This window comes from Brevundimonas fontaquae (genome assembly GCF_017086445.1).
Classification (GTDB): Bacteria; Pseudomonadota; Alphaproteobacteria; order Caulobacterales; family Caulobacteraceae; genus Brevundimonas; species Brevundimonas fontaquae.
Window position 1 is genome coordinate 2,008,583 of record NZ_CP070968.1, and the last position, 22,832, is coordinate 2,031,414.

At 66.5% G+C, this 22,832-nt stretch carries 20 protein-coding genes; 7 read left to right on the top strand and 13 right to left on the bottom strand.

Going from position 1 to position 22,832, the window contains the following annotated elements; genetic code table 11:
- Window position 1: 1 nt before the first annotated feature.
- Window positions 2-994: an FUSC family protein gene (locus tag JX001_RS09820; protein WP_205680915.1), complete on the top strand. Its 993-nt coding sequence runs from the start codon at window positions 2-4 to the stop codon at window positions 992-994.
- Window positions 995-1,050: 56 nt separating this feature from the next.
- On the opposite strand, the gene gltA is transcribed toward JX001_RS09820, so the two are convergent.
- Together gltA and gltX are read right to left on the bottom strand one after the other, a co-directional pair.
- On the bottom strand, window positions 1,051-2,352 hold the full coding sequence (gltA, locus tag JX001_RS09825; RefSeq protein ID WP_205680916.1) for a citrate synthase: 1,302 nt from the start codon (window positions 2,350-2,352) through the stop codon (window positions 1,051-1,053).
- 66 nt (window positions 2,353-2,418) lie between these two features.
- Window positions 2,419-3,834 carry a glutamate--tRNA ligase gene (gene gltX, locus JX001_RS09830; RefSeq protein ID WP_205680917.1) on the bottom strand — a complete coding sequence of 472 codons (1,416 nt, stop codon included), beginning with the start codon at window positions 3,832-3,834 and terminating at the stop codon, window positions 2,419-2,421.
- On the opposite strand from gltX, the gene JX001_RS09835 reads away from it, so the two are divergent.
- Window positions 3,833-6,019, top strand: coding sequence for a ComEC/Rec2 family competence protein (locus JX001_RS09835; protein ID WP_205680918.1), 2,187 nt, complete (start codon window positions 3,833-3,835; stop codon window positions 6,017-6,019). The genes gltX and JX001_RS09835 overlap by 2 nt on opposite strands.
- On the opposite strand, the gene lexA is transcribed toward JX001_RS09835, so the two are convergent.
- The 4 genes from lexA to JX001_RS09855 form a co-directional block, all read right to left on the bottom strand.
- Window positions 6,000-6,698 carry a transcriptional repressor LexA gene (gene lexA / locus JX001_RS09840; protein WP_205680919.1) on the bottom strand — a complete coding sequence of 233 codons (699 nt, stop codon included), beginning with the start codon at window positions 6,696-6,698 and terminating at the stop codon, window positions 6,000-6,002. The two genes, JX001_RS09835 and lexA, sit on opposite strands and share 20 nt — an antisense overlap.
- A 118-nt stretch (window positions 6,699-6,816) precedes the next feature.
- Window positions 6,817-7,611 carry an indole-3-glycerol phosphate synthase TrpC gene (gene trpC / locus JX001_RS09845; RefSeq protein WP_205680920.1) on the bottom strand — a complete coding sequence of 265 codons (795 nt, stop codon included), beginning with the start codon at window positions 7,609-7,611 and terminating at the stop codon, window positions 6,817-6,819.
- A complete protein-coding gene (gene trpD, locus JX001_RS09850) occupies window positions 7,608-8,645 on the bottom strand; it encodes an anthranilate phosphoribosyltransferase (RefSeq protein WP_205680921.1) in 1,038 nt (345 codons plus the stop codon). The genes trpC and trpD overlap by 4 nt, the downstream gene beginning before the upstream one ends.
- Before the next feature lie 2 nt (window positions 8,646-8,647).
- The gene (locus JX001_RS09855) at window positions 8,648-9,238 is read right to left on the bottom strand and encodes an anthranilate synthase component II (protein ID WP_205680922.1); all 591 of its coding nucleotides are present in this window, start codon (window positions 9,236-9,238) and stop codon (window positions 8,648-8,650) included.
- Window positions 9,239-9,326: 88 nt separating this feature from the next.
- On the opposite strand from JX001_RS09855, the gene JX001_RS09860 reads away from it, so the two are divergent.
- Entirely contained in the window at window positions 9,327-9,530 is a 204-nt protein-coding gene (locus tag JX001_RS09860) for a peptidoglycan-binding protein (RefSeq protein ID WP_241004602.1), read from the top strand.
- Here the strand turns inward: JX001_RS09860 and trpE are convergent.
- Together trpE and JX001_RS09870 are read right to left on the bottom strand one after the other, a co-directional pair.
- A complete protein-coding gene (gene trpE / locus JX001_RS09865; protein ID WP_205680923.1) occupies window positions 9,527-11,044 on the bottom strand; it encodes an anthranilate synthase component I in 1,518 nt (505 codons plus the stop codon). The two genes, JX001_RS09860 and trpE, sit on opposite strands and share 4 nt — an antisense overlap.
- Window positions 11,041-12,948: a peptidylprolyl isomerase gene (locus tag JX001_RS09870; protein WP_205680924.1), complete on the bottom strand. Its 1,908-nt coding sequence runs from the start codon at window positions 12,946-12,948 to the stop codon at window positions 11,041-11,043. The genes trpE and JX001_RS09870 overlap by 4 nt, the downstream gene beginning before the upstream one ends.
- 140 nt (window positions 12,949-13,088) lie before the next feature.
- Between JX001_RS09870 and tpiA the strand changes: the two genes are divergently transcribed.
- The 4 genes from tpiA to JX001_RS09890 all read left to right on the top strand — a co-directional run bounded on the left by tpiA (window position 13,089) and on the right by JX001_RS09890 (window position 16,375).
- Window positions 13,089-13,841: a triose-phosphate isomerase gene (gene tpiA / locus JX001_RS09875; protein ID WP_205680925.1), complete on the top strand. Its 753-nt coding sequence runs from the start codon at window positions 13,089-13,091 to the stop codon at window positions 13,839-13,841.
- Between the two features lie 64 nt (window positions 13,842-13,905).
- Entirely contained in the window at window positions 13,906-14,337 is a 432-nt protein-coding gene (gene secG / locus JX001_RS09880; RefSeq protein ID WP_205680926.1) for a preprotein translocase subunit SecG, read from the top strand.
- 122 nt (window positions 14,338-14,459) lie between these two features.
- Entirely contained in the window at window positions 14,460-16,112 is a 1,653-nt protein-coding gene (gene pyrG / locus JX001_RS09885) for a CTP synthase (RefSeq protein ID WP_205680927.1), read from the top strand.
- Between the two features lie 98 nt (window positions 16,113-16,210).
- The gene (locus JX001_RS09890; protein ID WP_205680928.1) at window positions 16,211-16,375 is read left to right on the top strand and encodes a hypothetical protein; all 165 of its coding nucleotides are present in this window, start codon (window positions 16,211-16,213) and stop codon (window positions 16,373-16,375) included.
- 1 nt (window position 16,376) lies between these two features.
- On the opposite strand, the gene JX001_RS09895 is transcribed toward JX001_RS09890, so the two are convergent.
- The 5 genes from JX001_RS09895 to JX001_RS09915 form a co-directional block, all read right to left on the bottom strand.
- Entirely contained in the window at window positions 16,377-17,729 is a 1,353-nt protein-coding gene (locus tag JX001_RS09895; protein ID WP_205680929.1) for a hypothetical protein, read from the bottom strand.
- A 56-nt stretch (window positions 17,730-17,785) separates the two neighbouring features.
- The gene (locus tag JX001_RS09900) at window positions 17,786-18,106 is read right to left on the bottom strand and encodes a hypothetical protein (RefSeq protein ID WP_241004603.1); all 321 of its coding nucleotides are present in this window, start codon (window positions 18,104-18,106) and stop codon (window positions 17,786-17,788) included.
- A gap of 45 nt (window positions 18,107-18,151) precedes the next feature.
- Window positions 18,152-18,709, bottom strand: a complete 558-nt coding sequence (locus tag JX001_RS09905) for a GNAT family N-acetyltransferase (protein WP_205683147.1) — start codon at window positions 18,707-18,709, stop codon at window positions 18,152-18,154.
- 5 nt (window positions 18,710-18,714) lie between these two features.
- Entirely contained in the window at window positions 18,715-20,934 is a 2,220-nt protein-coding gene (locus JX001_RS09910) for a S9 family peptidase (protein WP_205680931.1), read from the bottom strand.
- Window positions 20,935-21,013: 79 nt separating this feature from the next.
- Window positions 21,014-22,798 (bottom strand): acyl-CoA dehydrogenase, encoded by a 1,785-nt coding sequence (locus tag JX001_RS09915; protein ID WP_205680932.1) that lies wholly within the window; start codon window positions 22,796-22,798, stop codon window positions 21,014-21,016.
- Between the last annotated feature and the right edge of the window lie 34 nt (window positions 22,799-22,832).

Here is a 22,832-nt window from a genome sequence, read left to right on the forward strand (position 1 = left end):
GATGGCGCGGGCGCTCAGTCCGCGACGTGCGGCCGAGGTCCGCGCCGCGGTTCAGATGGCGGTGGGCGCGATGGCTGCGCTCTATCTCGCGACCTGGCTGAACCTGCCCCACCCATACTGGAGCGTGATTTCCGCCATCGTCGTCATTCAAGCGAGCGTCGGCGGCGGCGTCCTGACCGTTGCGCGCGACCGAGCCATCGGTACGGCGACCGGAGCGCTGGCGGGGGCGACTTTCGCCTTCCTTCGTCCGCCCGGCCTGGAAAGCATGGCGCTGAGCATCGCCGTCTCGGCGGGGCTGCTGGCCTTTTTTGCAACCGGGCGGCCTTGGCTGAAGGTCGCGCCCGTCACCGCCACCATCGTCATCGCCGGCGGGACCGGAGCAGAGGGGCCGGCGTCGCTGGCGCTGGATCGGGTGATGGAAATCCTGGTCGGCAGCGGCGTCGGCGTGCTGGCGATCCTGGCGCTGTTTCCGCGTCATGCCGGGCAGTCGTTCAAACTTCAAGCGCGCGAGGCGGCGGGCGAAGCGGCGGTGCTGTTGGCTTTGGTCGCAAAGGCCGCCCCGGACGATGCGTCCGAGATCTCGCGCCGTCATGCTGATCTGAAGCGGCGGCTGGATGCGCTGGGTCAGGCGGCCAAGAACGTCATCGATCTGCCCGGCCCGCAACGTGAGACGGCGGATCGGGCTGCGCTCGTGCGCGCCTTCTGGCGCGTGCGCAGCGACATCGTCATCCTGGGCCGCGGTTTCCAAGCCGAGGGTGCGGGCGCACGGCTGAATCCCTGGTCGCAGGACGCGGAGCGGGCGGTGGAGCAACTCAAGGCTCTGTCTGAGGGCAGGGCCGCCCAGCCCATGGGCGCGATCGACCAAAGCCTGGCTCTGTCAATGGCTGTCGAGGGCGACGATGTGGCTCTGGGCGCTGCCGCGATCGGCGTGGCGCATATGCACCGCGATCTGGATGACCTGGCTGCCCGGTTCGCGGATCTGAAGCTGGTCTGACGACAAAGAAAAACGCCGGGGATGTCTCCCCGGCGTTTTGCATTTTAGCCGACGTATCAGCCGCGTTGTTCGATCGGCACGTAATCGCGCTGGGTCGGACCCGTGTAGAGCTGACGCGGACGACCGATCTTCTGCGACGGATCGGCCATCATTTCCTGCCACTGAGCGATCCAGCCCACGGTGCGGGCCAGAGCGAACAGAACGGTGAACATGGTGGTCGGGAAGCCCATCGCCGACAGGGTGATGCCCGAATAGAAGTCGACGTTCGGGAACAGCTTGCGCGAGGTGAAGTATTCGTCCGACAGGGCGACCTTCTCCAGCTCCTTGGCGACCAGGAACAGCGGATCGTTCTCGCGGCCGGTGGCGGCCAGCACTTCATAGGCCGACTGCTGCATGACCTTGGCGCGCGGATCGTAGTTCTTGTACACGCGGTGACCGAAGCCCATCAGCTTGTACTTGCGATCCTTCACGCCCTGAATGAACTCAGGAATCTTGTCCGGGGTGCCGATTTCCTTGAGCATGTTCAGCGCCTCTTCGTTGGCGCCGCCGTGCGACGGGCCCCACAGGCAGGCGATGCCGGCGGCGATACAGGCGAACGGATTGGCGCCCGACGAACCGGCCAGACGCACGGTCGAGGTCGAGGCGTTCTGTTCATGGTCGGCGTGCAGGGTGAAAATGCGGTCCATGGCGCGAACCAGGGCTGGATCGACGTGATAGTCCTCGGCCGGCACGGCGAAGCACATGCGCAGGAAGTTTTCAGCGTACGAGAGGTCGTTGCGCGGCGAGATGAAGGGCTGGCCGACGTGGTATTTGTAAGCGCGGGCCGCGATCGTCGGCATCTTGGCGATCAGGCGGATGGCCGAAATGTCGCGTTGCACCGGATCATGGATGTCCAGGCTGTCGTGATAGAAGGCCGACAAGGCGCCGACAGTGCCGACCATGATCGACATCGGGTGGGCGTCACGGCGGAAGCCCTCGAAGAAGCGGTCGAACTGGGCGTGCAGCATCGTATGCGTGGTGATGCTGTTTTCGAACTTCTCGAACTGAGCGGCGGTCGGCAGTTCGCCGTGCAGCAGCAGGTGGCAGACTTCCAGGAAGTTCGACTTCGACGCCAGCTGGTCGATCGGGTAGCCACGGTGCAGCAGCACGCCGGCGTCGCCGTCGATATAGGTCAGAGCCGATTCACAGGCCGCCGTCGAGGTGAAGCCGGGATCGAAGGTGAAGGCGCCCGTTCCCGCATAGAGTTTGCGGATGTCGATGACGTCCGGGCCGGTGGAGCCCGAAAGGACCGGCAACTCGATCGTCTTGTCCTCGAAGGACAGGGTCGCCGAGCCGGCGGGTTTGGCTTGTTCAGTCATGAATGCCCCTTTGCATCATACGTCCAGGCGCGGGGAGGCGTCGGCCGCTTTTTGGTTTGTGGGTGATCACTTAGTCTGTTGCAGCGCATCATCCAAGCGCCCGAGACTTTCGTCGCGCCCAAGAGCCGACAAAGTTCGTGCAATATCAGGTGATGTTGACCCTGCGGTAAGCGCTGCGCGCATCGGCGGGCCGATTTTTCCGAACCCGACGCCCCCGGATTCCGCAAAGGCCTTGAGCTCGGCTTCCAGCGCGAAGACATCCCAAGATTGGAACAGGGACAGCCGCTCGCGCAGACGGGCGAGGCGATCCAGCGTCTCACCGGACAGCAGCGCCTTCGCCTTATCGTCCAGGGTCAGCGGGCGAGATTTCAGAACGAAGGCGGTTTGGTCGGCCAGATCGAGGATCGTCTTGGCGCGATCCTTGACGAAAGGCATGGCGCGTTGAAGCCGGGCTTCGTCCGCCTCTGCCAGGGTGTGACACTTTTGCAGATGCGCATCCAGCGTCAGCTTGGCGAGCCGTTCATCGTCGGCGAGACGCAGCCAGTGCGAATTGACGTGCGCCAGCTTGTCGAAGTCCAGGCGCGCCGGCGCCTTGCCGATGCCGGCGAGATCGAACCATTCGATGGCCTGGGCGTCGCTGAACAGTTCGTCGTCGCCGTGGGCCCAGCCGAGGCGAGCCAGATAGTTGCGCATGGCCTCGGGCAAGTAGCCCATCTCGGCGTATTCATGCACCGCCTGGGCGCCGTGACGCTTCGACAGCTTGGCGCCATCCGGGCCGTGGATCAGGGGGATGTGAGCGAAGGTCGGGCGCGACCAGCCCAGCGCATCGTAGATCAGGCTCTGGCGCGCGGCGTTATTCAGATGGTCGTCGCCGCGAATGACGTGGGTCACCCCCATGTCGTGGTCGTCCACGACGACGGCGAGATTATAGGTCGGCGCGCCATCTGAACGCAGCAGAACCAGATCGTCCAGGTCGTCGGTCGACCAGTTCACGTCGCCCTGGACCTCATCGGCTACCGTGACGGTCGTCGCCTTTGGCCGGCGGAAGCGCACGACGTGCGGCAAGGCCAGATCGTCCACGGTCGGCTGACGGTCGCGCCAGGGCGATTCGAAAGTGCGCTTTTCCGCCTTGGCCTCATCGCGCAGACGACCGGTCTCCTCGGCCGAGGTGAAGTCGCGGTAGGCGTGGCCGGTTTCGAGCAGTTGATCGACCACCTCGCGGTGACGATCGGCCCGGCTGAATTGGAACACCGGCTCGTCGTCGGCGAACAGCTCCAGCCAGCTCAGGCCGTCGAAAATGGCCTTCACCGCCTCATCGGTCGAGCGTTCGCGGTCGGTATCCTCGACGCGAATCAGGAAACGTCCAGCGTGTCTCTTGGCGTACAGCCAGTTGAACAAAGCGGTTCTCGCCCCGCCGATATGCAGATAGCCTGTCGGCGAGGGGGCGAAGCGGGTGACGACAGTCGAGGAAGGTGAGGTCATGGGGGAGGGGTCCGTAAGCGAGGCCCTTATACGCCCCGATGCGGCAAAACCTACCCCCGCTGCGCGATTGCGCGCCTGGCTGCACGCCGAGGTCGCCGCACAGACCCTGAGATGGCGGCTATGGGCGCCGGTCGCATTCGGCGCGGGCGGAGGCATCTATTTCGCCCTGCGAGCCGAGCCGGTCTTGTGGCCACTGTTGCTGGGCGCCGCCTTGTCCTTTGGGCTGTGGGTCGTGGCGCGCCGGCGCGGCGGGTCGCGGCGCCTGACCTGGCTGCTGTTGATGCTGGCCTGCGTTTCAGGCGGGCTGGCGGCGGCCAAGGTGCGCACCCAAGCCGTCGCCGCGCCGATCGCGCCCGCCCTCAGCGAACCGACCGTGATCGAAGCCTGGGTTGTCGATGTCGACAGCCCGGGTCAGCGAGGCGCGCGGGTCGTGATTGCGCCGGTCTGGATCCGCGGACTGACGCCAGAGCAGACGCCGGTGCGTTTGCGAGCGACGGTGCGGGGCGAGCCGCCGCGGCCCGGCGAAGCGATCCGCCTGTTCGCCATTCTGAATCCGCCGCCTGCGCCGGCCAGCCCCGGCGCCTACGACTTCGGCCGCAACGCCTTCTTTCAGGGCATGGGCGGCGTGGTGTTAGCCTTGGGCGAAACGCGTGGGGCCGAGCTTGCCGCGCCGCCGTGGCGACTTCGACTTGAAATGGCGGTCAACGGCGCCCGCTTCGCATTGGCCGAGCGGATCGTGGCAAGGCTCGGCGAACGGACCGGCGGGATCGCCGCCGCCATGACCACCAGTCATGAGACCTGGATCAGTCAGGAGGACATGGATGTGATGCGCGATTCCGGCCTGGCGCACATCCTGTCGGTGTCAGGGCTGCATATGGCCATCGTCGGCGGGTTCGTCTTCTTCGCGGTGCGTCTGGGCGTGGCGGCCTGGCCCTGGTTGGCCGTGCGGGTTCACGGCAAGAAGGTCGCGGCCTTGGCGGGCCTCACGGCGGTCGGGGTCTATCTGGTGGTGTCGGGCGCGCCGCCGCCGGCCGAGCGGGCGGCGATCACCGCCTCCATCGCCTTTCTCGCCATCCTGCTGGATCGACAGGCGGTCACGATGCACGGCCTGGCTGTGGCGGCCTTTATCGTTTTGGCGATACAGCCTGAAGCCATCGTCACGCCGGGTTTCCAGATGTCGTTCGCGGCGACGGCGGCCTTGGTCGCCTTGGTCGAGGCCTGGCCGAAGCGCCCGCGCGAAATATCCGCGCCCTGGCCGATCCTGGCAGTCCAACGGCTGGGCGGTTGGTTGACGGCGGCTGTGGCGGCCAGTGTCGTCGCCGGATTGGCGACGGGACCGTTCGCCATGCAGCATTTCAACCGCACGGCCATGTATGGACTGCTCGCCAATCTCGGCACGTCGCCCGTGGCGGACTTCATCCTGATGCCCGCGCTGGCCTTGGGAGCAGCGCTGGAACCCTTGGGGCTGGGGGGACCGTTTCTGGCGATTGCGGGATGGGGCGTGGATCTGATGCTGGCCATCGGCGCCTGGACGGCGGGATTGCCCGGCGCGGTCAGAACGGTCGCCAGCGCGCCGAACTATGTCCTGCCCGTCGCCTTCCTGGGCGTGCTGTTCGTCTGTCTGTGGCAGGGACGCCTGCGCCGGTTGGGACTGCCCTTTGCAGCGGCCGTCCTGATCTGGCCGCGTGAACCGACGCCAGATCTGTGGATCGGCGATGGCGGAACAAACGCCGCCTTTCACCGTGACCGGGCGGCCGTCGTCGTACGGCCTGGCGTGCGTGAATTTGCGGTGGATCTCTGGTCGCGAAGACGGGGGCTGGCCATGACGGATCGCTCGGAGACAGGCTGGGTCTGCGACCGTTTCTCCTGTCGACCGGACACCAATGAGGCGGGTCCCGTGGCGATCTGGTGGGGGCGAAAGTCGCCGAGCTCCGATCAGATGGAGGCGTTATGCCGCGCAGCGCCCGTTGTCAGCGTACGCGCCGTCGTCTCGTCAATCCCAAGCGCCTGTCAGGATCGTCTTGTCCTGGACGGCGTGGACTTTGCGCGGGGCGGAGCCGTGGAGTTGTGGCAGGCCAGCTCTGACGAGCCGAATCGATGGCGCGCGGTGTGGACGGCCGACGTTCGCGGCGACCGCCCCTGGACGCGTCAGTCTGATCCGGACGTCAGTGATACCGGCGCATGAGGCCGACCAGCTTGCCCTGAACCGCGACCTGATCCGAGCCGTAGATCTTGGTTTCATAGTTGCGGTTGGCAGGTTCCAGCGCGATCGAGGCGCCTTTCTTGCGAAGGCGCTTCAGCGTCGCCTGCTCGCCCTCCACCAGAGCCACCACGATTTCGCCGGAGGCGGCGTTATCGGTCGATTTGATCACCACCATGTCGCCGTTCAGGATACCGGCCTCGATCATGGAGTCGCCTTCGATCTCCAGCAGGTAGTGCTCGCCCGAACCCAGCATGGACTCGGGAACCGGATAGCGGGCGGTTTCATGCTCGATCGCATCGATCGGCGTGCCGGCGGCGATCTTGCCCATCAGCGGCAGCTCGCGGGTGTCGTTGGCCGCCATCTGGGCCGCAGGTCGGACACCCCCGCCGCCCTCGATGACGTCGGGCTTGAACCCGGCGCGACCGCGCGGCGCGCCGGCCGTCGCCTGTTCGGGCAGTTTCGTGACTTCCAACGCGCGGGCGCGGTGAGCGAGACGACGAATGAAGCCGCGCTCCTCCAGCGCCGTGATCAGCCGGTGAATGCCGGACTTGGAGGCCAGCTCGAGCGCCTCCTTCATCTCGTCGAACGAAGGGGAGACGCCGGTCTCCTGGATGCGTTCGTGGATGAACATCAGCAGTTCGTGCTGTTTGCGCGTGAGCATCGCCAGGCCCTCATGCGCCCGCCGACGAATCGGAACGGGCCGTGAACATTTGTCGATGTTCTGTAAGTGTTCCTTGCTAATGTCAACTTAACGGCGGCGCTGGACGCCGCCGGAACATTCAGGCCGCGAGCAGTCGGCGTGTTGCGGCTTCGACGTCGTCCTGGCGCATCAGACTCTCGCCGACCAGGATCGCCTGAGCATGGGCAGCCGAGACGCGCGCCACGTCGTCGGGCGTGAAGATGCCGCTCTCTGCGACCAGCAGAGCGCTCACGGGGCTGAGCATGGACAGCCGCTCCGTGGTTTCAAGATCGACCTCGAACGTGCGCAGCGAGCGATTATTCACCCCCACCAGATCGCCGCCGAGCGCACAGGCGCGCGCCATTTCTTCCTCGTCGTGCGTTTCGATCAGCGCGTCCATGCCAAACCGCTCGGCCTCGGACAGAAGTTCGGCCGCCAGACGGTCGTCGATCATGGCGAGGATGATCAGGATGCAATCGGCGCCCAGGGCGCGGCTTTCGGCGACCTGCCAGGGATCGACCAGGAAATCCTTGCGCAGGCAGGGCAGGGCGACGGCCTCCTTGGCCTGGCCCAGATAGGTGTCGTCGCCCTGGAAGCTGGGGGCATCGGTCAGCACCGACAGACAGGCCGCACCGCCGGCCTCATAGGCGCGGGCCAGGGCCGGCGGATCGAAATCGGGCCGGATCAGGCCCTTGGACGGGCTGGCCTTCTTGATCTCGGCGATCAGGGCGGGCCGGCCGGTTTCCTCTCCGACGCGTTCCAATGCGGCGCGAAAGCCGCGCGGAGTCGATGCGGCGCGGGCCAGGGCTTCGATCGCGTCCTGTGACGTCGCCGCCTTGCGGGCGGCGACGTCCTCGCGCTTGTAGGCGGCGATACGGTCCAGAACGTCGGTCATGCGGGCTCTTCGCTTTCCAGCGGCGTGGAGGTGATGCGGGCCAGGCGATCCAGCGCCTCGGCGGCTCGACCGTCGTCAATGGCGGCAGCGGCGAGCGCGGCGCCCTCGGCCAGATCGGCCGCGCGATCGGACACCACGAGGGCGGCGGCGGCGTTCAGCAGCACGATGTCGCGGTAGGGTCCGGCCGCGCCGGCCAGAAGCGCGCGCAGGGCGACGGCATTCTCCTCGGCGTCGCCGCCGCGAATGTCTGCGATAGAGGCCCGCGGCAGGCCGGCGTCGTCGGGTGTGACCTGGAAGCGACGAACCGCGCCATCCTTCCATTCGGCGACGTCCGTGGGGCCGGAAGTCGCCAGTTCGTCCAGGCCTTGGCCGTGAACGGTCCACGCCCGGTTGGCGCCAAGCCGGCCCAGCACCTCGGCGAGCGGCTCCAGCAGGCGTGGATCATAGACGCCCATGACCTGTCGCCTTGCAGACGCCGGGTTCGAAAGCGGTCCCAACAGGTTGAAGACGGTGCGAAAACCGATCTCGGCCCGCACCGGCCCCACATGACGCATCGCCCCGTGATATGCAGGCGCGAACAGGAAGCAGATACCGGCCTCGTCCAGCGCCTTTTTCTGCTGCGCCTGCGACGCCATCAGGTTCACGCCCAGGATCGACAAGACGTCGGAAGATCCTGATTTCGATGACATCGCCCGATTGCCATGCTTGGCGACCTTCAGACCGGCGCCAGCCAGAACCAAGGCGGCGGCGGTCGAGATATTGTAGGTGTGCTGACCGTCGCCCCCGGTGCCGCAGGTATCGATCACCTCATAGGGATGATCCAGCGTCAGGGCGGCTTCACGCATGGCGCCCGCGAAGGCGGCGATCTCGTCCACGGTCTCGCCGCGCATCCGCATGGCGGTGATGGCGGCGGCGACCTGCGACGGGGTCGGCTCGCCCCGCAGGCAGGCGGCGAAGAAGTCGTGCGCCTGCTGGGACGTCAGGGGATGGCCCTCGACCAATCGAGCGAGGATCGGCTTGAACCCGTCGCCCATAATCAGGCGGCCGCGAGGCGCTTTACGCCGGCGATCTCAAGGAAGTTGGCCAGCATGTCGTGACCGTGTTCGGTGGCGATGGATTCCGGGTGGAACTGCACGCCGTGGATCGGGCGCGTACGGTGCTGCAGACCCATGATCTCCCCGTCGGCGGTCCAGGCGGTGACCTCCAGGTCGTCGGGCAGGGTTTCGCGCTTGACCGCCAGCGAATGATAGCGTGTGGCGGTGAAGGGCGAGGGCAGGCCGGTGAAGACGCTCTGGCCCTCATGCAGGATCGGCGAGGTCTTGCCGTGCATCAGGGTCTTGGCGCGGACGACGTCGCCGCCGAACGCCTGGCCGACGGCCTGATGACCCAGACATACGCCCAGGATAGGCATCGACGCTGGCGCTGTCGTGATCAACGGCAAACAGATGCCCGCCTGATCCGGCGCGCAAGGGCCGGGCGACAGCAGAACGGCGGCGGGGTTCAGCGCCCACGCCTCGTCCACCGACAGGTCGTCGTTGCGCACCACATGCGTCGGCGCGCCCAACTCCGCGAGGTAGTGGACGAGATTGTAGGTGAAGCTGTCGTAGTTATCGACGACGAGGATCATGGTTTGGCTTCTAGGCGTGACGCGCGTCCGCGCCAAGCGGGCGCGGCTTTAAAGCGCATTTTAACTCGACGGGGCTAGGACTGGGCAGGTGAAGCTCGCCGCTGAAAAAGACATCGCCGCCAAGATCGCCGCCGCCAAGGCGAAGCTGGTCGTGGTCGAAACCAAGCCCAACCCCGTCGCCGCGCTTGGCGCAGCCGCGCTCGCGGCCACCGCAGCGGTTTTGATGGCGGGCGTCGTCATCATCGGGCCGGGCGTGCAGTTCAACGACCCGGCAATGATGGTTTCGCGCTAGCGATTGCCGGTCCGAAAGCGCCAGGCGTCTTCCGCCGCCCGCATCGGCGCCCGCGCCTTGTGCTGGGTCTCGGCATATTCGGCCGCAGGATCGCTGTCGGCGACGACGCCGGCCCCGGCCTGAACGAAGATCCGGTTGTCGGCGAACAGGGCGGTGCGCAGGGTGATGCAGATGTCCGCCTCGCCGCCGGCCGAAATATAGCCGACGCCGCCGCCGTATCCGACGCCGCGCTTTTCGCTTTCCAGTTCGTCGATGATCTCCATGGCGCGCACCTTGGGCGCACCCGACAGGGTCCCGGCGGGCAGAGCGGCCAGCAGCGTATCGACCGCATCCAGCCTGGGGTCAGCCTTGCCGCGCACGTTGGAGACGATGTGCATGACCTGGCTGTAGCGTTCGACGACGAAGCTCTCGGTGACCTCGACCGTGCCGGGCGCCGCGACGCGCCCCACATCGTTGCGGCCCAGGTCCAGCAGCATCAGATGCTCGGCCAGTTCTTTCGGATCAGCCAACAGTTCGACTTCCAGCGCCTTGTCCGCTTCTGGCGTCGCGCCGCGCATGCGGGTGCCGGCCAGCGGCCGGATCGTGACCTCGCCGTCCTTCAGCCGAACCAGGATCTCGGGGCTGGAGCCGGCGAGCTGGAAGCCTTCGAAGTTCAGATAGAACAGATAGGGCGACGGGTTCTGGCGACGCAGCGAGCGATAGAAGGCGAACGGATCGTCCGTCCACGGGGCCGAGAACCGATGGCTGAGCACGACCTGGAAAATGTCGCCGGCGCCGATGTAGTCCTTGGCGCTGGCGACCATCTCGCCGAAGGCCGGCTCGTCCACCGGCGAGGTGAAGACGGGAGCCGGCGTTTGCTGCGGGGCGGCGCGGATGGGCAGAGGCTCGCGCAAGGCCGTCTCGAACGCGTCCAGCCGCGCCGTCGCGGCGTCGAACGCCTCTTCGGAGGCGATGCCCGCGTCGGGATAGGCGGCCGACACCAGAACGATCTCGTGGCGAACCGAATCGAAGATGGCCACCAGCGACGGCCGTGTCAGCACGGCGTCGGGCAGATCGAGCGGATCAGGGTTTGGCGCGCCCAGCGGCTCCAGCAGTCGCACCATGTCATAGCCGAAGACGCCGAACAGGCCGGCGGCCATCGGCGGCAATCCCTCCGGCAGATCGAACTTCGACGCCGCGATCAGCGCGCGCAGGGATTGCAGCGCCGCCAGCGGTTCGGCCGTAAAGCGACCTTCCGCTATGGCTGAGCCGCGCGACAGTTCCGCCGCGTTGGAGCGACAACGCCAGACCACATCCGGATCCAGCGTCAGGATGGAGTAGCGTCCCTTGACCGCGCCGCCCTCGACCGATTCCAACAGACAGGCGTACGGCCGGTCGCGTCCCAGCTTCAGATAAGCCGAGACCGGGGTTTCCAGGTCGTCGATAATCCGGCGAACCAGGACCTGCGGCCGACCAGCCGAAAGGCCGGCCGCGAAGGCGTCGAGCGTGATGTCGCGCGAAGCGTCGTCGGTCATTGCGCCGGTGCGGCGGGCGTTGCGCCACCCGACAGACCCAGGGCCGACAGCGCTTGGGCCGGGTCGTTCTTGGCCTTGGAGCGCTGGGCGCCCGCCGAGACCGACGATTCGACCATGGCCTGCACCAACTCCTGGGTCAGACGCGGGCGGACCTGCTCGGCCAGCGGACCGGCTACGGCCGGATTGGCGGCGCGGACGTTGTCGACGCGGCCGACCACATAGGCGGTCTGCGACGCCGGCTGCGAGAAGGCCTGGCCCTTGGATTGGCCGAACAGCCCTTGAAGCACGCCCTGACCCAGGGCTTCCTGGGTTTGCTGATTGCGAATGACGCCGGTTCGCACGGTCAGCGGCGCATTGACCGAGCGGGCGACCGCGGCGATGTCCTCGCCGTTGCGCACGCGGGTCGTCAGTTCTTCAGCCTTGGCCGACAGGCGACGCATGGTCTCACGCTGAATCCATTGGGCGGCCAGGGGCTCTCGAACCTCGGCCAGGGTCGGCAGGGCCGACGGGCGGATATCGTTGACGCGCACGGCGAAATACTGGCCCTGACCGGCGTCGATGACATCGCTCTCGCCGCCCTTGGTCAGGCTCCAGGCCGTCTCGAAGATTTGCGGGGGGGCGTTCAGCGCCTGACCGTTCGGCAGTTTGCCGTCCTTGGTGAAGGGGGGCAGATCGACGATGCGACCCCCGGCCTCACGTGCGGCGTCCGCCAGATTCTTGCCGGCCGTGCGGGCGGCTTCGTACTTCTCTACCTTGGCGTAGGTCTGGGTCTTCACGTCCTCGGCGCGCAGTTCCTGGATCAGTTCCTCGCGAGCGCTGTCGAGCGTGGCTGGCGCGGCGGGTTGGACGGCCGTGACCTTGGCGACGGCGAAGCCGACACCTGCCTGGACCGGATTGGACACCTGATTGGCTTGCAGACCGAAGACGGCGGCTGCGGTCGCGGCGTCGCCGATGGCCGAGCGGGGGGTTTCGTTGAAGGCGGCCGGCGTGATGTTGTTGGCGCGACCGACGTCAGCGGGCGATTGGCCAGCGCGAAGGGCGGCGGCGATCTTCTGAGCCGTCTCGCGGTTTGGCGCGGTCAGGGTGACGAAGGAGCGCGTCTCGGGCTTGCTCAGCGTGTCCCTCTTGAACTCGAAGCGCTCGCGGATGCGGTCTTCCGAAATCGGCGCATTGGCCGAAGCCTCAGGCGTGAACAGAACCACCGACACCATGCGGAACTCGGGCGCACGCAGGCGGTCGGCGTTCTCCTGGATGAAGGCGTTCAACTGGGCGTCGGTCGGGGCCGGGATTTGACCGGCCATCGCGGGAGTCACCTCGAACCAACGACCATCGCGGCTCTCGAAGGCGGAACCGGCCAGCAGCGCGCCATAGATGCGCGGCACGCGGGCGCCGGCGAAGACGGCGGCGCCGAAATGCTCCGTGGCGTATTGGTCGCGCAGGTCCTGCTCCAGCATGGCGGGCGTCAGGTTCTGCTGCGCAAGGGCCGCCTCATAGGCCTGCTGGTCGAACTGTCCGGTGACCGAGTTGAAGAAGGCCGGGATCTGGCGGATTTGCTTGACGATCAGTTCCTTGCCCGGGCGGATGCCCGCCTTGTAGGCCCAGTTCAGGAAGCCCAGCTGCTGCGTCTGCTCGGTCAGGAAGCGGACGTGAATGTTTTCCGCAACCAGCTCCTGGTTCGTCAGGGGACGGCCGACCTGCTGCTGCAACCGTTCACGCACCTGATCGAAGGCGGTGCGGAACTCGACTTCGTTCATCGAGCGGTCGCCCGCGTCGATGACGTGTTTCGGTCCCAGGTTGGAGAAGACATCCATCCGCGCGCCGACGATCACGAAGCTGATCGCGATCAGGACAAGCAGGGCGGCCGCCCATTTGGATCGAGAGAAGGCGCGGAAGGCGGTGAGCATTCGAAAACCCGGGACTGGCCGATATTGGCGTCAATCGTCGCGTATAGTCGGGGCGGGGCCGCCGCTGCAAGGATGGCTTCGTGTCCGGATTGCGGCGGCGCCTCTTGGCTTGGCGGTTTTCGCCTTCTAGACAGGCGGCCATGAAACAATCCGTGAAGATGATCGTCGGCAATTGGAAGATGAATGGCGTTTCGGCCGCCTTGGCGCAGGCTGAGGCGATCAGGGACGCCGTCGGAACGACGGGGCAAGGATGCCGTGTGGTGCTGTGCCCGCCGGCGACGCTGATCGAGCGTATGCAGTCCGCCCTGGCGGGCAGCGGCGTGGCCGTGGGCGGTCAGAACTGCCATGAGAAACCCGCCGGCGCCTTTACCGGCTCGGTGTCGGCCGAAATGCTGGTCGACGCCGGTGCGACCGTGGTGATTCTGGGACATTCGGAACGCCGCGCGGCTTTCGGCGAGACCGATGCAGACGTCTCCGCCAAGGTCGAGGCCGCCGTCGCCGCCGGGCTGGAGCCCATCGTGTGCGTCGGTGAAACCTTGCAGCAGCGGGAAGCGGGCGACGCCATCGCCGTGGTCTCGGGCCAGGTCGCGGGCTCGCTGCCGTCCAGCCTGGCCGAGCGCGACTTCGCGGTGGCCTATGAACCCGTTTGGGCCATCGGGACGGGCCTGACCCCCACTCTGGATCAGATCGCTGAGGTCCATGCCGCCGTGCGCGCCGCCATTGTCGCAAAGCTGGGAGAAGGCGCTCGCACCGCGCCCATTCTGTATGGCGGTTCGGTCAAACCAGAGAATGCGCGCGACATTCTGGCTACGCCGGAAGTCGGCGGCGCCCTGGTCGGCGGCGCATCCTTGAAGGCCGAGGACTTCATGCCGATCGTCAACGCCGCCGCGTGACGTTTGCCCCTGGCGCGCTTCGATGATAGAGGCCGCCGCTTGATCGGCGCAGATCCGCGCCCACATGAATGACGCCATGCTCCAGACCATCCTGCTCGTCGCCATTATCATCGTCGCCATCGCGCTGACGGGCATCGTCCTGCTTCAGAAGTCCGAGGGCGGCGCCCTGGGCATGGGCGGCGGTCCGTCGGGCTTCATGACCGCGCGCGGCGCTGGCAATCTGCTGACCGTCACAACCTGGTGGCTGGCGGCGGCGCTGTTCGCCCTGACGATCATTCTGACCGTCGTCGGCAATATGGATCGCGCCTCGGTGTCCGGCATCGACGCCGACGCTGTGGGTTCGCTGGCCACGACGCCGCAGACCCAGACGCAACAGCCCGCCCAGCAACAGCCCGCTGCGCCGGCCAAACCGGCGACGCCGTCGCTGGATGATCTGGAAGCAAGCCTGCCGTCGGCCTCCACCGCTCCGGCGCCGGGCCAACAGCCCGCCCAGTAAGGCTGAGACAGAGACCCGAGTTTCAGAAAGCGCGCCGCAGGGCGCGCTTTCTTCTTTTGATCAACAGTTCGATTCGACGGCGGCATGACCGAGCCGCGAATCATGGAGTAAGGTGTCCCCCCATGGCTCGCTATGTGTTCATCACCGGCGGCGTGGTTTCCTCGCTAGGAAAAGGCCTCGCCTCCGCCGCTCTCGGCGCTCTTTTGCAGGCGCGCGGCTACAAGGTCCGCCTGCGCAAGCTCGACCCCTATCTGAACGTCGATCCGGGCACGATGAGCCCGTATCAGCACGGCGAGGTCTTCGTGACCGACGACGGCGCCGAGACCGACCTGGACCTGGGCCACTACGAGCGGTTCACCGGCGTATCGGCGGCCAAGTCCGACAACATCACGACCGGACGTATCTATTCGACCATTCTGGAGAAGGAGCGTCGCGGCGACTATCTGGGCGCGACGGTGCAGGTCATTCCGCACGTCACTGACCAGATCAAATCCTTCTGCCTGACGCCCGCCCTGACCGACGCGGGCGAAGACGTCGACTTCGTTCTGGTCGAGATCGGCGGCACGGTCGGCGACATCGAGGGACTGCCGTTCTTCGAGGCGATCCGCCAGCTGGGCCAAGACCTGCCGCGCGGCCAGAGCTGCTTCGTCCATTTGACTCTGCTGCCGTTCATCAAGACGGCCGGCGAGATGAAGACCAAGCCGACTCAGCACTCGGTCAAGGAACTGCGTTCTATCGGCATCCAGCCGGACATCCTGCTGTGCCGCTGCGAGCAGCCGATCCCGGCCGAGGAAAAACGCAAGATCGGCCAGTTCTGCAACGTCCGCGAAAGCGGCGTCATCCAGGCTATGGACTCCGCCGACATCTATGCCGTGCCGCTGGACTATCACCGCGAGGGTCTGGACCGCGAAGTCTTGGCGCACTTCGGCATAAACGATGCGCCCGAGCCGGATCTGACCGGCTGGCAAGAGATCGCGCGTCGCCGCCTGCAGCCCGATGGCGAGGTCACCATCGCCGTGGTCGGCAAATACACCGTCCTCAAGGATGCCTATAAGTCCCTGATCGAGGCCCTGCATCACGGCGGCGTGGCCAACAACGTCAAGGTCAACATCGACTGGGTCGAGGCCGACACCTTCGAAGGCGATCCCGAGGCCTGCGAGGAGCGCCTTCAGGGCGCCCACGCCGTTCTGGTGCCGGGCGGCTTCGGCGAGCGCGGCTCGGAAGGCAAGATCGAGGCGGCCCGCTTCGCTCGCGAACGCAACATCCCTTACTTCGGCATCTGCTTCGGCATGCAGATGGCGGTGATCGAGGCGGCGCGGAACCTGGCCGGCTATCCCAAGGCCTCGTCCACCGAGTTCGGACCGACCGCCGAGCCGGTCGTCGGCCTGATGACCGAATGGACCCAAGGCAACCAACGCGTCCTGCGTCAGCAGGGCGGCGACTTGGGCGGCACCATGCGGCTGGGCGCCTACGATTCGACCCTGACAGCCGGGTCCAGGATCGCCGAGATCTACGGTACAACCGCGATCAGCGAGCGTCACCGCCACCGCTACGAGGTCAACATCAACTATCGCGAGGCGATCGAGCAGAAGGGCGGGCTGGTCTTCGCCGGTCTCTCGCCTGACGGCGTCCTGCCCGAGACGGTTGAACGCCCGGACCACCCCTGGTTCATCGGCGTTCAATATCACCCCGAGTTGAAGAGCCGTCCGTTCGCGCCGCACCCGCTGTTCGCCAGCTTCATCGGCGCGGCTGTGGTGCAGAGCCGGCTCGTCTGACGGAACGCCGTTCTTGCAGACTCCATCGGGTCCGCGTTTTGCAGTACACTGTCCGGAACGGATCGAATTGGCACGATCCGAATACGGCGGGACCGTCGATGATCGGCGAGTTGCTTTATCATCTGCATCGGCACGTTCGGCTGATCCTGATCGCCGGAGGCCTGATGCTCGCGCTTGGGGTGGCGCTGCTGGGCTACGAGGCCGTGCGACATTTCGCGGAGCCGCCGGCCCGCCCGGCCGAAGCCGGACAGGCCTTGAGCTAGATCAGTCGATCTTCAGCCGCACAAAGACCATCGCCCCATCGGGATCGCCGCCGTAAAGCGGCTCCAACGCCGTCGGCACGCGATTCGTGGCATAGAGACCGCCGAGGCCGAACCTAACGTTTTCGGCGATGCGCCAATCCCGCACGACGCCGATCGACGCCTTGCCCACCGTGTAGAGCGGGCCGTGGCCGCCGCCGACGCCGGGAACCAGTTCATCGGTCTCAATCCGCTCGGCGCGGGCGAAGACCGTCCAGCGGTCGTTCGGATGGACCGCCGATTCCAGCAACCAGCCGTCCTTCGATTCACCGTGGTCGTTGGTCTTTCGGCCCCAGGCCAGGGTCGAGGACCACCAGCCGTCATCGCCAAGACGGCGGGTGTGGATGGCGCTGGCCGACCATTTCGTCTCGTCCTCGTCGGGCTCCAGCTGTTCGGGCGCGGAGACGTCGGCGTAGGAGGCTTGCAGCGACCATTCGTCGCTCGGATTCCAGGCGGTCCGGACTGACCAACTGTCGAGCCGTGGCGAGTCGATGCCCCAGCGTTCTTCGTCCGGCTCGCGTCCCTTGAAGGCCGAAGCCTCGATCTTGAAGCGGTCGTGCGCCCAGCCCAGGGTGGTCACGCCGAAGACGATATGGGTCGAATCCAGCCAGTGGTGGGTGATGGGCGCCTCGGGACTGTCCATCGCGCTCATGCGGTGCATGAAGGCGGGCGGCCCGAAGGCGGGCTCCCCAGGCAAGCCGATATAGCCGTAAACGCTGTCTTTATCGGACAGACGCTTCGAATAGCTGGCCGACAGCTCCATGAAGAAGTCGTGCGGGTGCTGGCGATCGACCAGAGGATTGACCCCGTCCGCCGTCTCGCCCGCCGCCAGCAACAGCGGATAGCCGGACTTGCCCATCAAAGGATCCGGGCTGAGCATGGCGCGCAGGTTCAGCTTTGAACCGTCGTCGAAGTCACGCCGCGCCGAGGTCATCAGCATGCCAGCGACGAAGGTCTTGTCGCCGCCGCGCGGCCCGGACTGGCTGTCATAGACCAGGTTCAGCATGGCGTGGCTCATCACCATCCAGTCGCCACGGACGGTGTGGATGCCACCGTGTTCGCCGGCGTCGGGTTGCCAACCGGTGCCTGAGGCGTCGCGGTTGATGGGCCAGGGGCCATACGGGCTGGTCATCGTGTGACCCATGCTGGCGTGATCGGTCATCGGTTCGGGGGATGACATCGGCATGTCGTGACCCGCGTGCGGATCGGCAGTGGGCTTGCTCGACGCATGGTGAGAGTGATCCTGCGCCGCCGCGGCCTGAGCCAGGGCGAGCAGGGAAGCGCCGGCGCAGGCGCCGACGAGAGTACGGATAGCCATTCAAGGCCTCCTCTGATGATCGGAACGATTTGCGCCTTCACAAGGCGCAAGCGGTGTCAGACGATCAGGAGGCGGGGTGGACCGGGCTCCGGCGACAACAGCCGACCGGCCGGCAGAGCGGCGCGAACAGCGGCGACGCGCGCCGGCGACAGGGTCAAGGCGGAGATCGGCGCAGGGTTTAGCGTGGGCGCCGCCACACAGGCGACGCAGCAGACCATCGCCTTCATGGCTTTGGGCGCATGGCTCGGAGTCTGCTCTGGCGAAGATTGGCCAGTCTCATGGCACGGCGCAGCGTTTGCCGGCGACGCCGAGGCGCCGACCGTGCCGAGCGCCAGCACCGATAGGGCGCCGATCAGCAGCAAAAGGGATTGAACCATCTTCACAGCATCAGGATAGGCGTCGGGTGATGACGCCGCAATGCGTCAGCGCAGCGGCTTCTTGTTGACAAGCGGCAGACCCGGCGCGTCGGGCGCTGTGGCGCCGCCGTCGCTCAGCGCGCGCTGCATGAACACCACGTCGCGCCAGTCGTCGTGCTTCCAGCCCGCCGCCTTGAACACGCCGGCGTCGGTGAAGCCGCGCGTACGGTGCAGGGCGATGGAGCCGACGTTCTCCGAATCGCCGATGACCGCGACCATCTGACGAAGACCCATCGCTTCGCAGCGGGCAATCAGCGCATCGAGCAGGGCGCCGGCGACGCCGCGTCCGCGGGCCCATGGCGCGACATAGATCGAATCCTCGACCATGTAGCGATAGGCCTGACGGGTGCGAAACGGCCCGGCATAGGCATATCCGGCGACCGCGCCGCCCATCTCGACCACGAGACGCGGCAGGCCGAGCGCTTCGACGGCGGCGAACCGCGAGGCCATTTCGACCTCGTCGGGCGCCTCCAGCTCGAAAGTGCCGCGCCCGTTGGCGACGCTCTCGGCATAGATGGCCGTGATCGCGGCGATGTCGTCGGGACGGGCGTCGCGAACCGTCAATGCGCTCACGCCGTCTCCCACCCCTTGTCGATAGCCCAGACGGCGAAGGCGTAGTCGTGGGCGACCTCCTTCAGATAGTCGAACCGCCCGGCCGCGCCCCCGTGACCGGCCTCCATATTGATCTTCAGCAGCACAGGCTTGCCCGAGGTGGTCGCGGGTCGCAGCTTGGCGACCCACTTCTCCGGCTCCCAGTAGGTGACGCGCGGATCGGACAGACCGCCTGTCGCCAGGACCGCCGGATAGGCTTTCGGCTCGACCTGATCGTAGGGGCTGTAGCTCATCATATAGTCGTAGGCGGCCGGGTCCTCGATCGGATTGCCCCACTCGGGCCATTCGGGCGGCGTCAGCGGCAGGGAGGTGTCCGACATGGTGTTGATCACGTCCACGAACGGCACCTGACCGATGATCCCGGCCCAAAGGTCGGGCCGCATATTGTTGACCGCGCCCATCAACAGGCCGCCCGCCGATCCGCCCTGGGCCACGATGTTGCCGGCCGTGGCGTATTTCTTGTCGATCAGGTGTTCGGCGGAGGCGATGAAGTCGGTGAAGGTGTTCTTCTTCGTCATCTTCCGGGCGTCCAAGAACCAGCCCCAGCCCTTGTCCGAACCGCCGCGAATGTGGGCGATGGCGTAGATCCAGCCGCGATCCACCAGAGACAGCCGGTTGGTCGAGAAGCTGGCCGGCATGGGGATGCCGTAGGAGCCGTATCCGTAGAGCAGCAGGGGCGCCGAACCATCGACGGGCGTCGATTTGCGACGCAGCACCGTCACCGGCACCAACTGGCCGTCCGAAGCCGGGGCGTTCAGCCGCTCGACCACATAGTCCTCGATATTGTGACCGGACGGAATCTGCTGCGTCTTGCGCAGCGTCCGTTCGTGCGACGCCATGTCGTAGTCGAACGTCTGCGTCGGCGTGGACGGCGAGTTGTAGGTGTAGCGGGTGGTCGTCGTCTCGTATTCGGAGGCGCCGGCCAGCGACAGGGCGAAGGCCGGTTCGTCCACCGCGATCTCATGCTCGGCGCCGGCCCGGTCGCGGATGATGATGCGGGTATTGGCGTCTGCGCGTTCCTGACGCGCCAGGTGATCGTTCGTCAGGTCCAGGCCTTCGATGAAGCGGCCCGGCATGTGCGGCACCAGATCGGTCCAGTTCGCCTTGGCCGGCGTTGCGGTCGGGGCCTGGACGATCTTGAAATCAATGGCGTCGTCCGCATTGGTGCGGATCACCCAGCGGTCGCCCCAGTGATCGACGTCGTAGCGGGTCGCCACCACGCGCGGCTCGAGCACAACGGGTTCGGCCGTCGGAGTCGCAGCGGGGATATAGCGCGCCTCGGACGTTTCCTGGTTCTGGATGCCGATGAGGATGAACTGGTCGTCGGCCGTGCGGCCCACGCCGATGAACATGCCGTCGTCGGCTTCCTCATAGACCAAGGCGGTCTCGCCGCCGCGCGCCGGGCGACGGAAGATCTTGTCCGGACGGCCGTTGTCGTCGCGGTTGGTCCAGAAAATCCACTGGCTGTCCAGCGAGAAGACGAAGTCGCCGGTGGCGCTGTCGATCACATCGGGCAGCACCTCGCCGGTCGCCAAGTCCTTGACGTAGATCTTGTGAACCTCGGAACCCTGGGCGTCCTCGGCATAGGCGAAGAGGGAGTGATCCGGGCTGTGGCTCGCGGCCGATACTTCCGAATAGGCCTTGCCCTTGGCCAGTTCGTTAGCGTCCAGCAGCAGCTGAGGCGTGGGGGCCATGACGAAATTTTTCGTCACCGGCTGACCATCGACCATCCACGTGCCCTGACGCTCGGCGCGCATGTAGCGGGGGTGCTGATCGCCCGTCTGGTATTCGACATAGTAGTTCCAGCCGCCATCTGGCGCCGGAACCGAGCTGTCGTCTTCCTTGATGCGGCCGCGCATCTCCGCGAACATCGTCTCCTGCAAGGGCAGGGTGGAGGCCATCATGGCCTCGCGGTAGGCGTTCTCGGCGGTCAGGTGTTCCTTGACTTCGGCCTTGATCAGGGTCGGATCGCGCAGGACCGCCTGCCAGTTGTCGTCCTTCATCCACTGGTAGTCGTCGGTACGGGTGCGGCCCAGCTGTTCGATGACGACAGGGATTTTCTTGGCGACGGGCGGCTGAGGCATGGGGGATCCGGTGGACTGACGGGCGAGCGCAGGGGAGGCCGAGACGGCGAGGGCGGTCGCCGCCGTGGACATGATCAGTTGCCGACGATTCATCGGACGCTCCGTGCTTGTTTGAAGGCCGGACCTTGAAGGTCCGGCCCCATCTACGTCAAACGAAGAAACGCCAAGCCGATCATCCGGCCAGCGCGTCCACCGTCATGCGCCGCAGCAGGTCGCCGCCCTGACCCACGGCCGCCAGACGGCTGGAGACGTGGCCCAGCACATTGGCGGCATAGACTTCGTAGAGGTCCAGCTTGCCCTGCAGCCAGACCGGATCGCCGTCGTTGGCGTCCAGCTTCGCCTTGGCCGCCAGCGCGCCCTTGGCCAGCATCCAACCGCCGGCCACATCGCCCAGCAGTTTCAGATAGGCGTCGGCCGCCGCCAGCACATCGGCCGCCGCGTTCGGATCGGCCTTCTGATCCAGCAGCCACAGGGTCGCGTCCTCGACCGCCTCGATGGCGGTGGCGAACCGTTCGATCGGCTTGCCGCTGTAGAGCTTTCCGAGATCGACCAGAGTCGCCTTCATGTCCGCGATCAGCGCCTTGGCTGCATCGCCGCCGTCCATCGACAGTTTGCGACCGACCAGATCCATGGCCTGAATGCCGTTGGTGCCTTCGTAGATCGGGGCGATGCGGGCGTCGCGATAGTATTGCGCCGCGCCGGTCTCCTCGATGAAGCCCATGCCGCCGTGGATCTGCACGCCCATCGAGGCGACCTCGCAGCCGATATCGGTGGACCAGGCCTTGGCGATTGGCGTGAACAGGTCCTCGCGCCCCTTCCAGCGGCGGCGTTCCTCTTCGGTCCCGGCGTGGCGGGCCAGATCGGCGGCGACGCCGGTTGACAGACATACGGCGCGCGCCGCTGAAATCTTGGCCTTCATGACGCTGAGCATCCGGCGCACGTCGGGATGGTCAAAGATCGGAGCGTTGGCCTCGGCGGTCCAGACCGAGCGACCTTGACGACGGTCCAAGGCATAGGCGAGTGCGTGCTGGTAAGCGCGTTCGGCGATGCCGACGCCCTCGACGCCGACGGCGAGGCGCGCCGCGTTCATCATCACGAACATATGGGCCAGGCCCTGGTTCGGCTGACCGACCAGTTCGGCGGTCGCCCCTTCATAGCTCATGACGCAGGTCGGCGAGGCGTGGATGCCCAGCTTGTGCTCGACGCCGACCGGGCGGAAGGCGTTGCGGTCGCCGAGCGTGCCGTCTTCCTTCACCGCGAACTTCGAGGCCAGGAACAGGCTGATGCCCTTGGGGCCCTTGGGCGCGTCCGGCAGGCGGGCCAGCACCAGATGGACGATGTTGTCGGTCGCGTCGTGGTCGCCCCAGGTGATGTAGATCTTCTGCCCGTTCAGCGCATACGTTCCGTCGCCGTTCGGCGTCGCCGTGGTGATCAGCGAACCCAGGTCCGATCCGGCGCCCGGCTCGGTCAGCACCATGGCGCCGGTCCATTCGCCGCTGACCAGCTTGGTCAGATATTTGGCCTTCTGCTCTTCCGTCCCGACCTGCTCCAGCGCCTCGATCGAGGCCAGCGACAGCATGGGACAGAGGCCGAACGCCATGTTGGCGGCATGGACGGTCTCGTAGGCCGCCAGTTCCAGCGCCTTGGGCAGGGCCTGCCCGCCCGCTTCGATCGAGGCCGACAGCCCGGTCCAGCCGCCAGCCGCAAACTGGCGATAGGCGTCGGCGAAGCCGGGCGCGGCGGTGACGGCGCCGTTGGCGTAGGTCGAGCCCTTCTGATCTCCAATCCGGTTCAGCGGCGCCAAAACCTCTTCGGAGAATTGCCCCGCCGCCTCCAGAACGGCGCCGGCGACGTCGGCGTCGTAGTCGGGAAAGGCGCCGGTTGCGGCCACGTCAGCCATGCCGGCGACGGATTCCAGAGTGAAGGCCAGGTCTCGAACGGGCGCGCGATAGGTCATGGGTTTCCTCAATCGTCTTTGCGGCCTAAGTGCC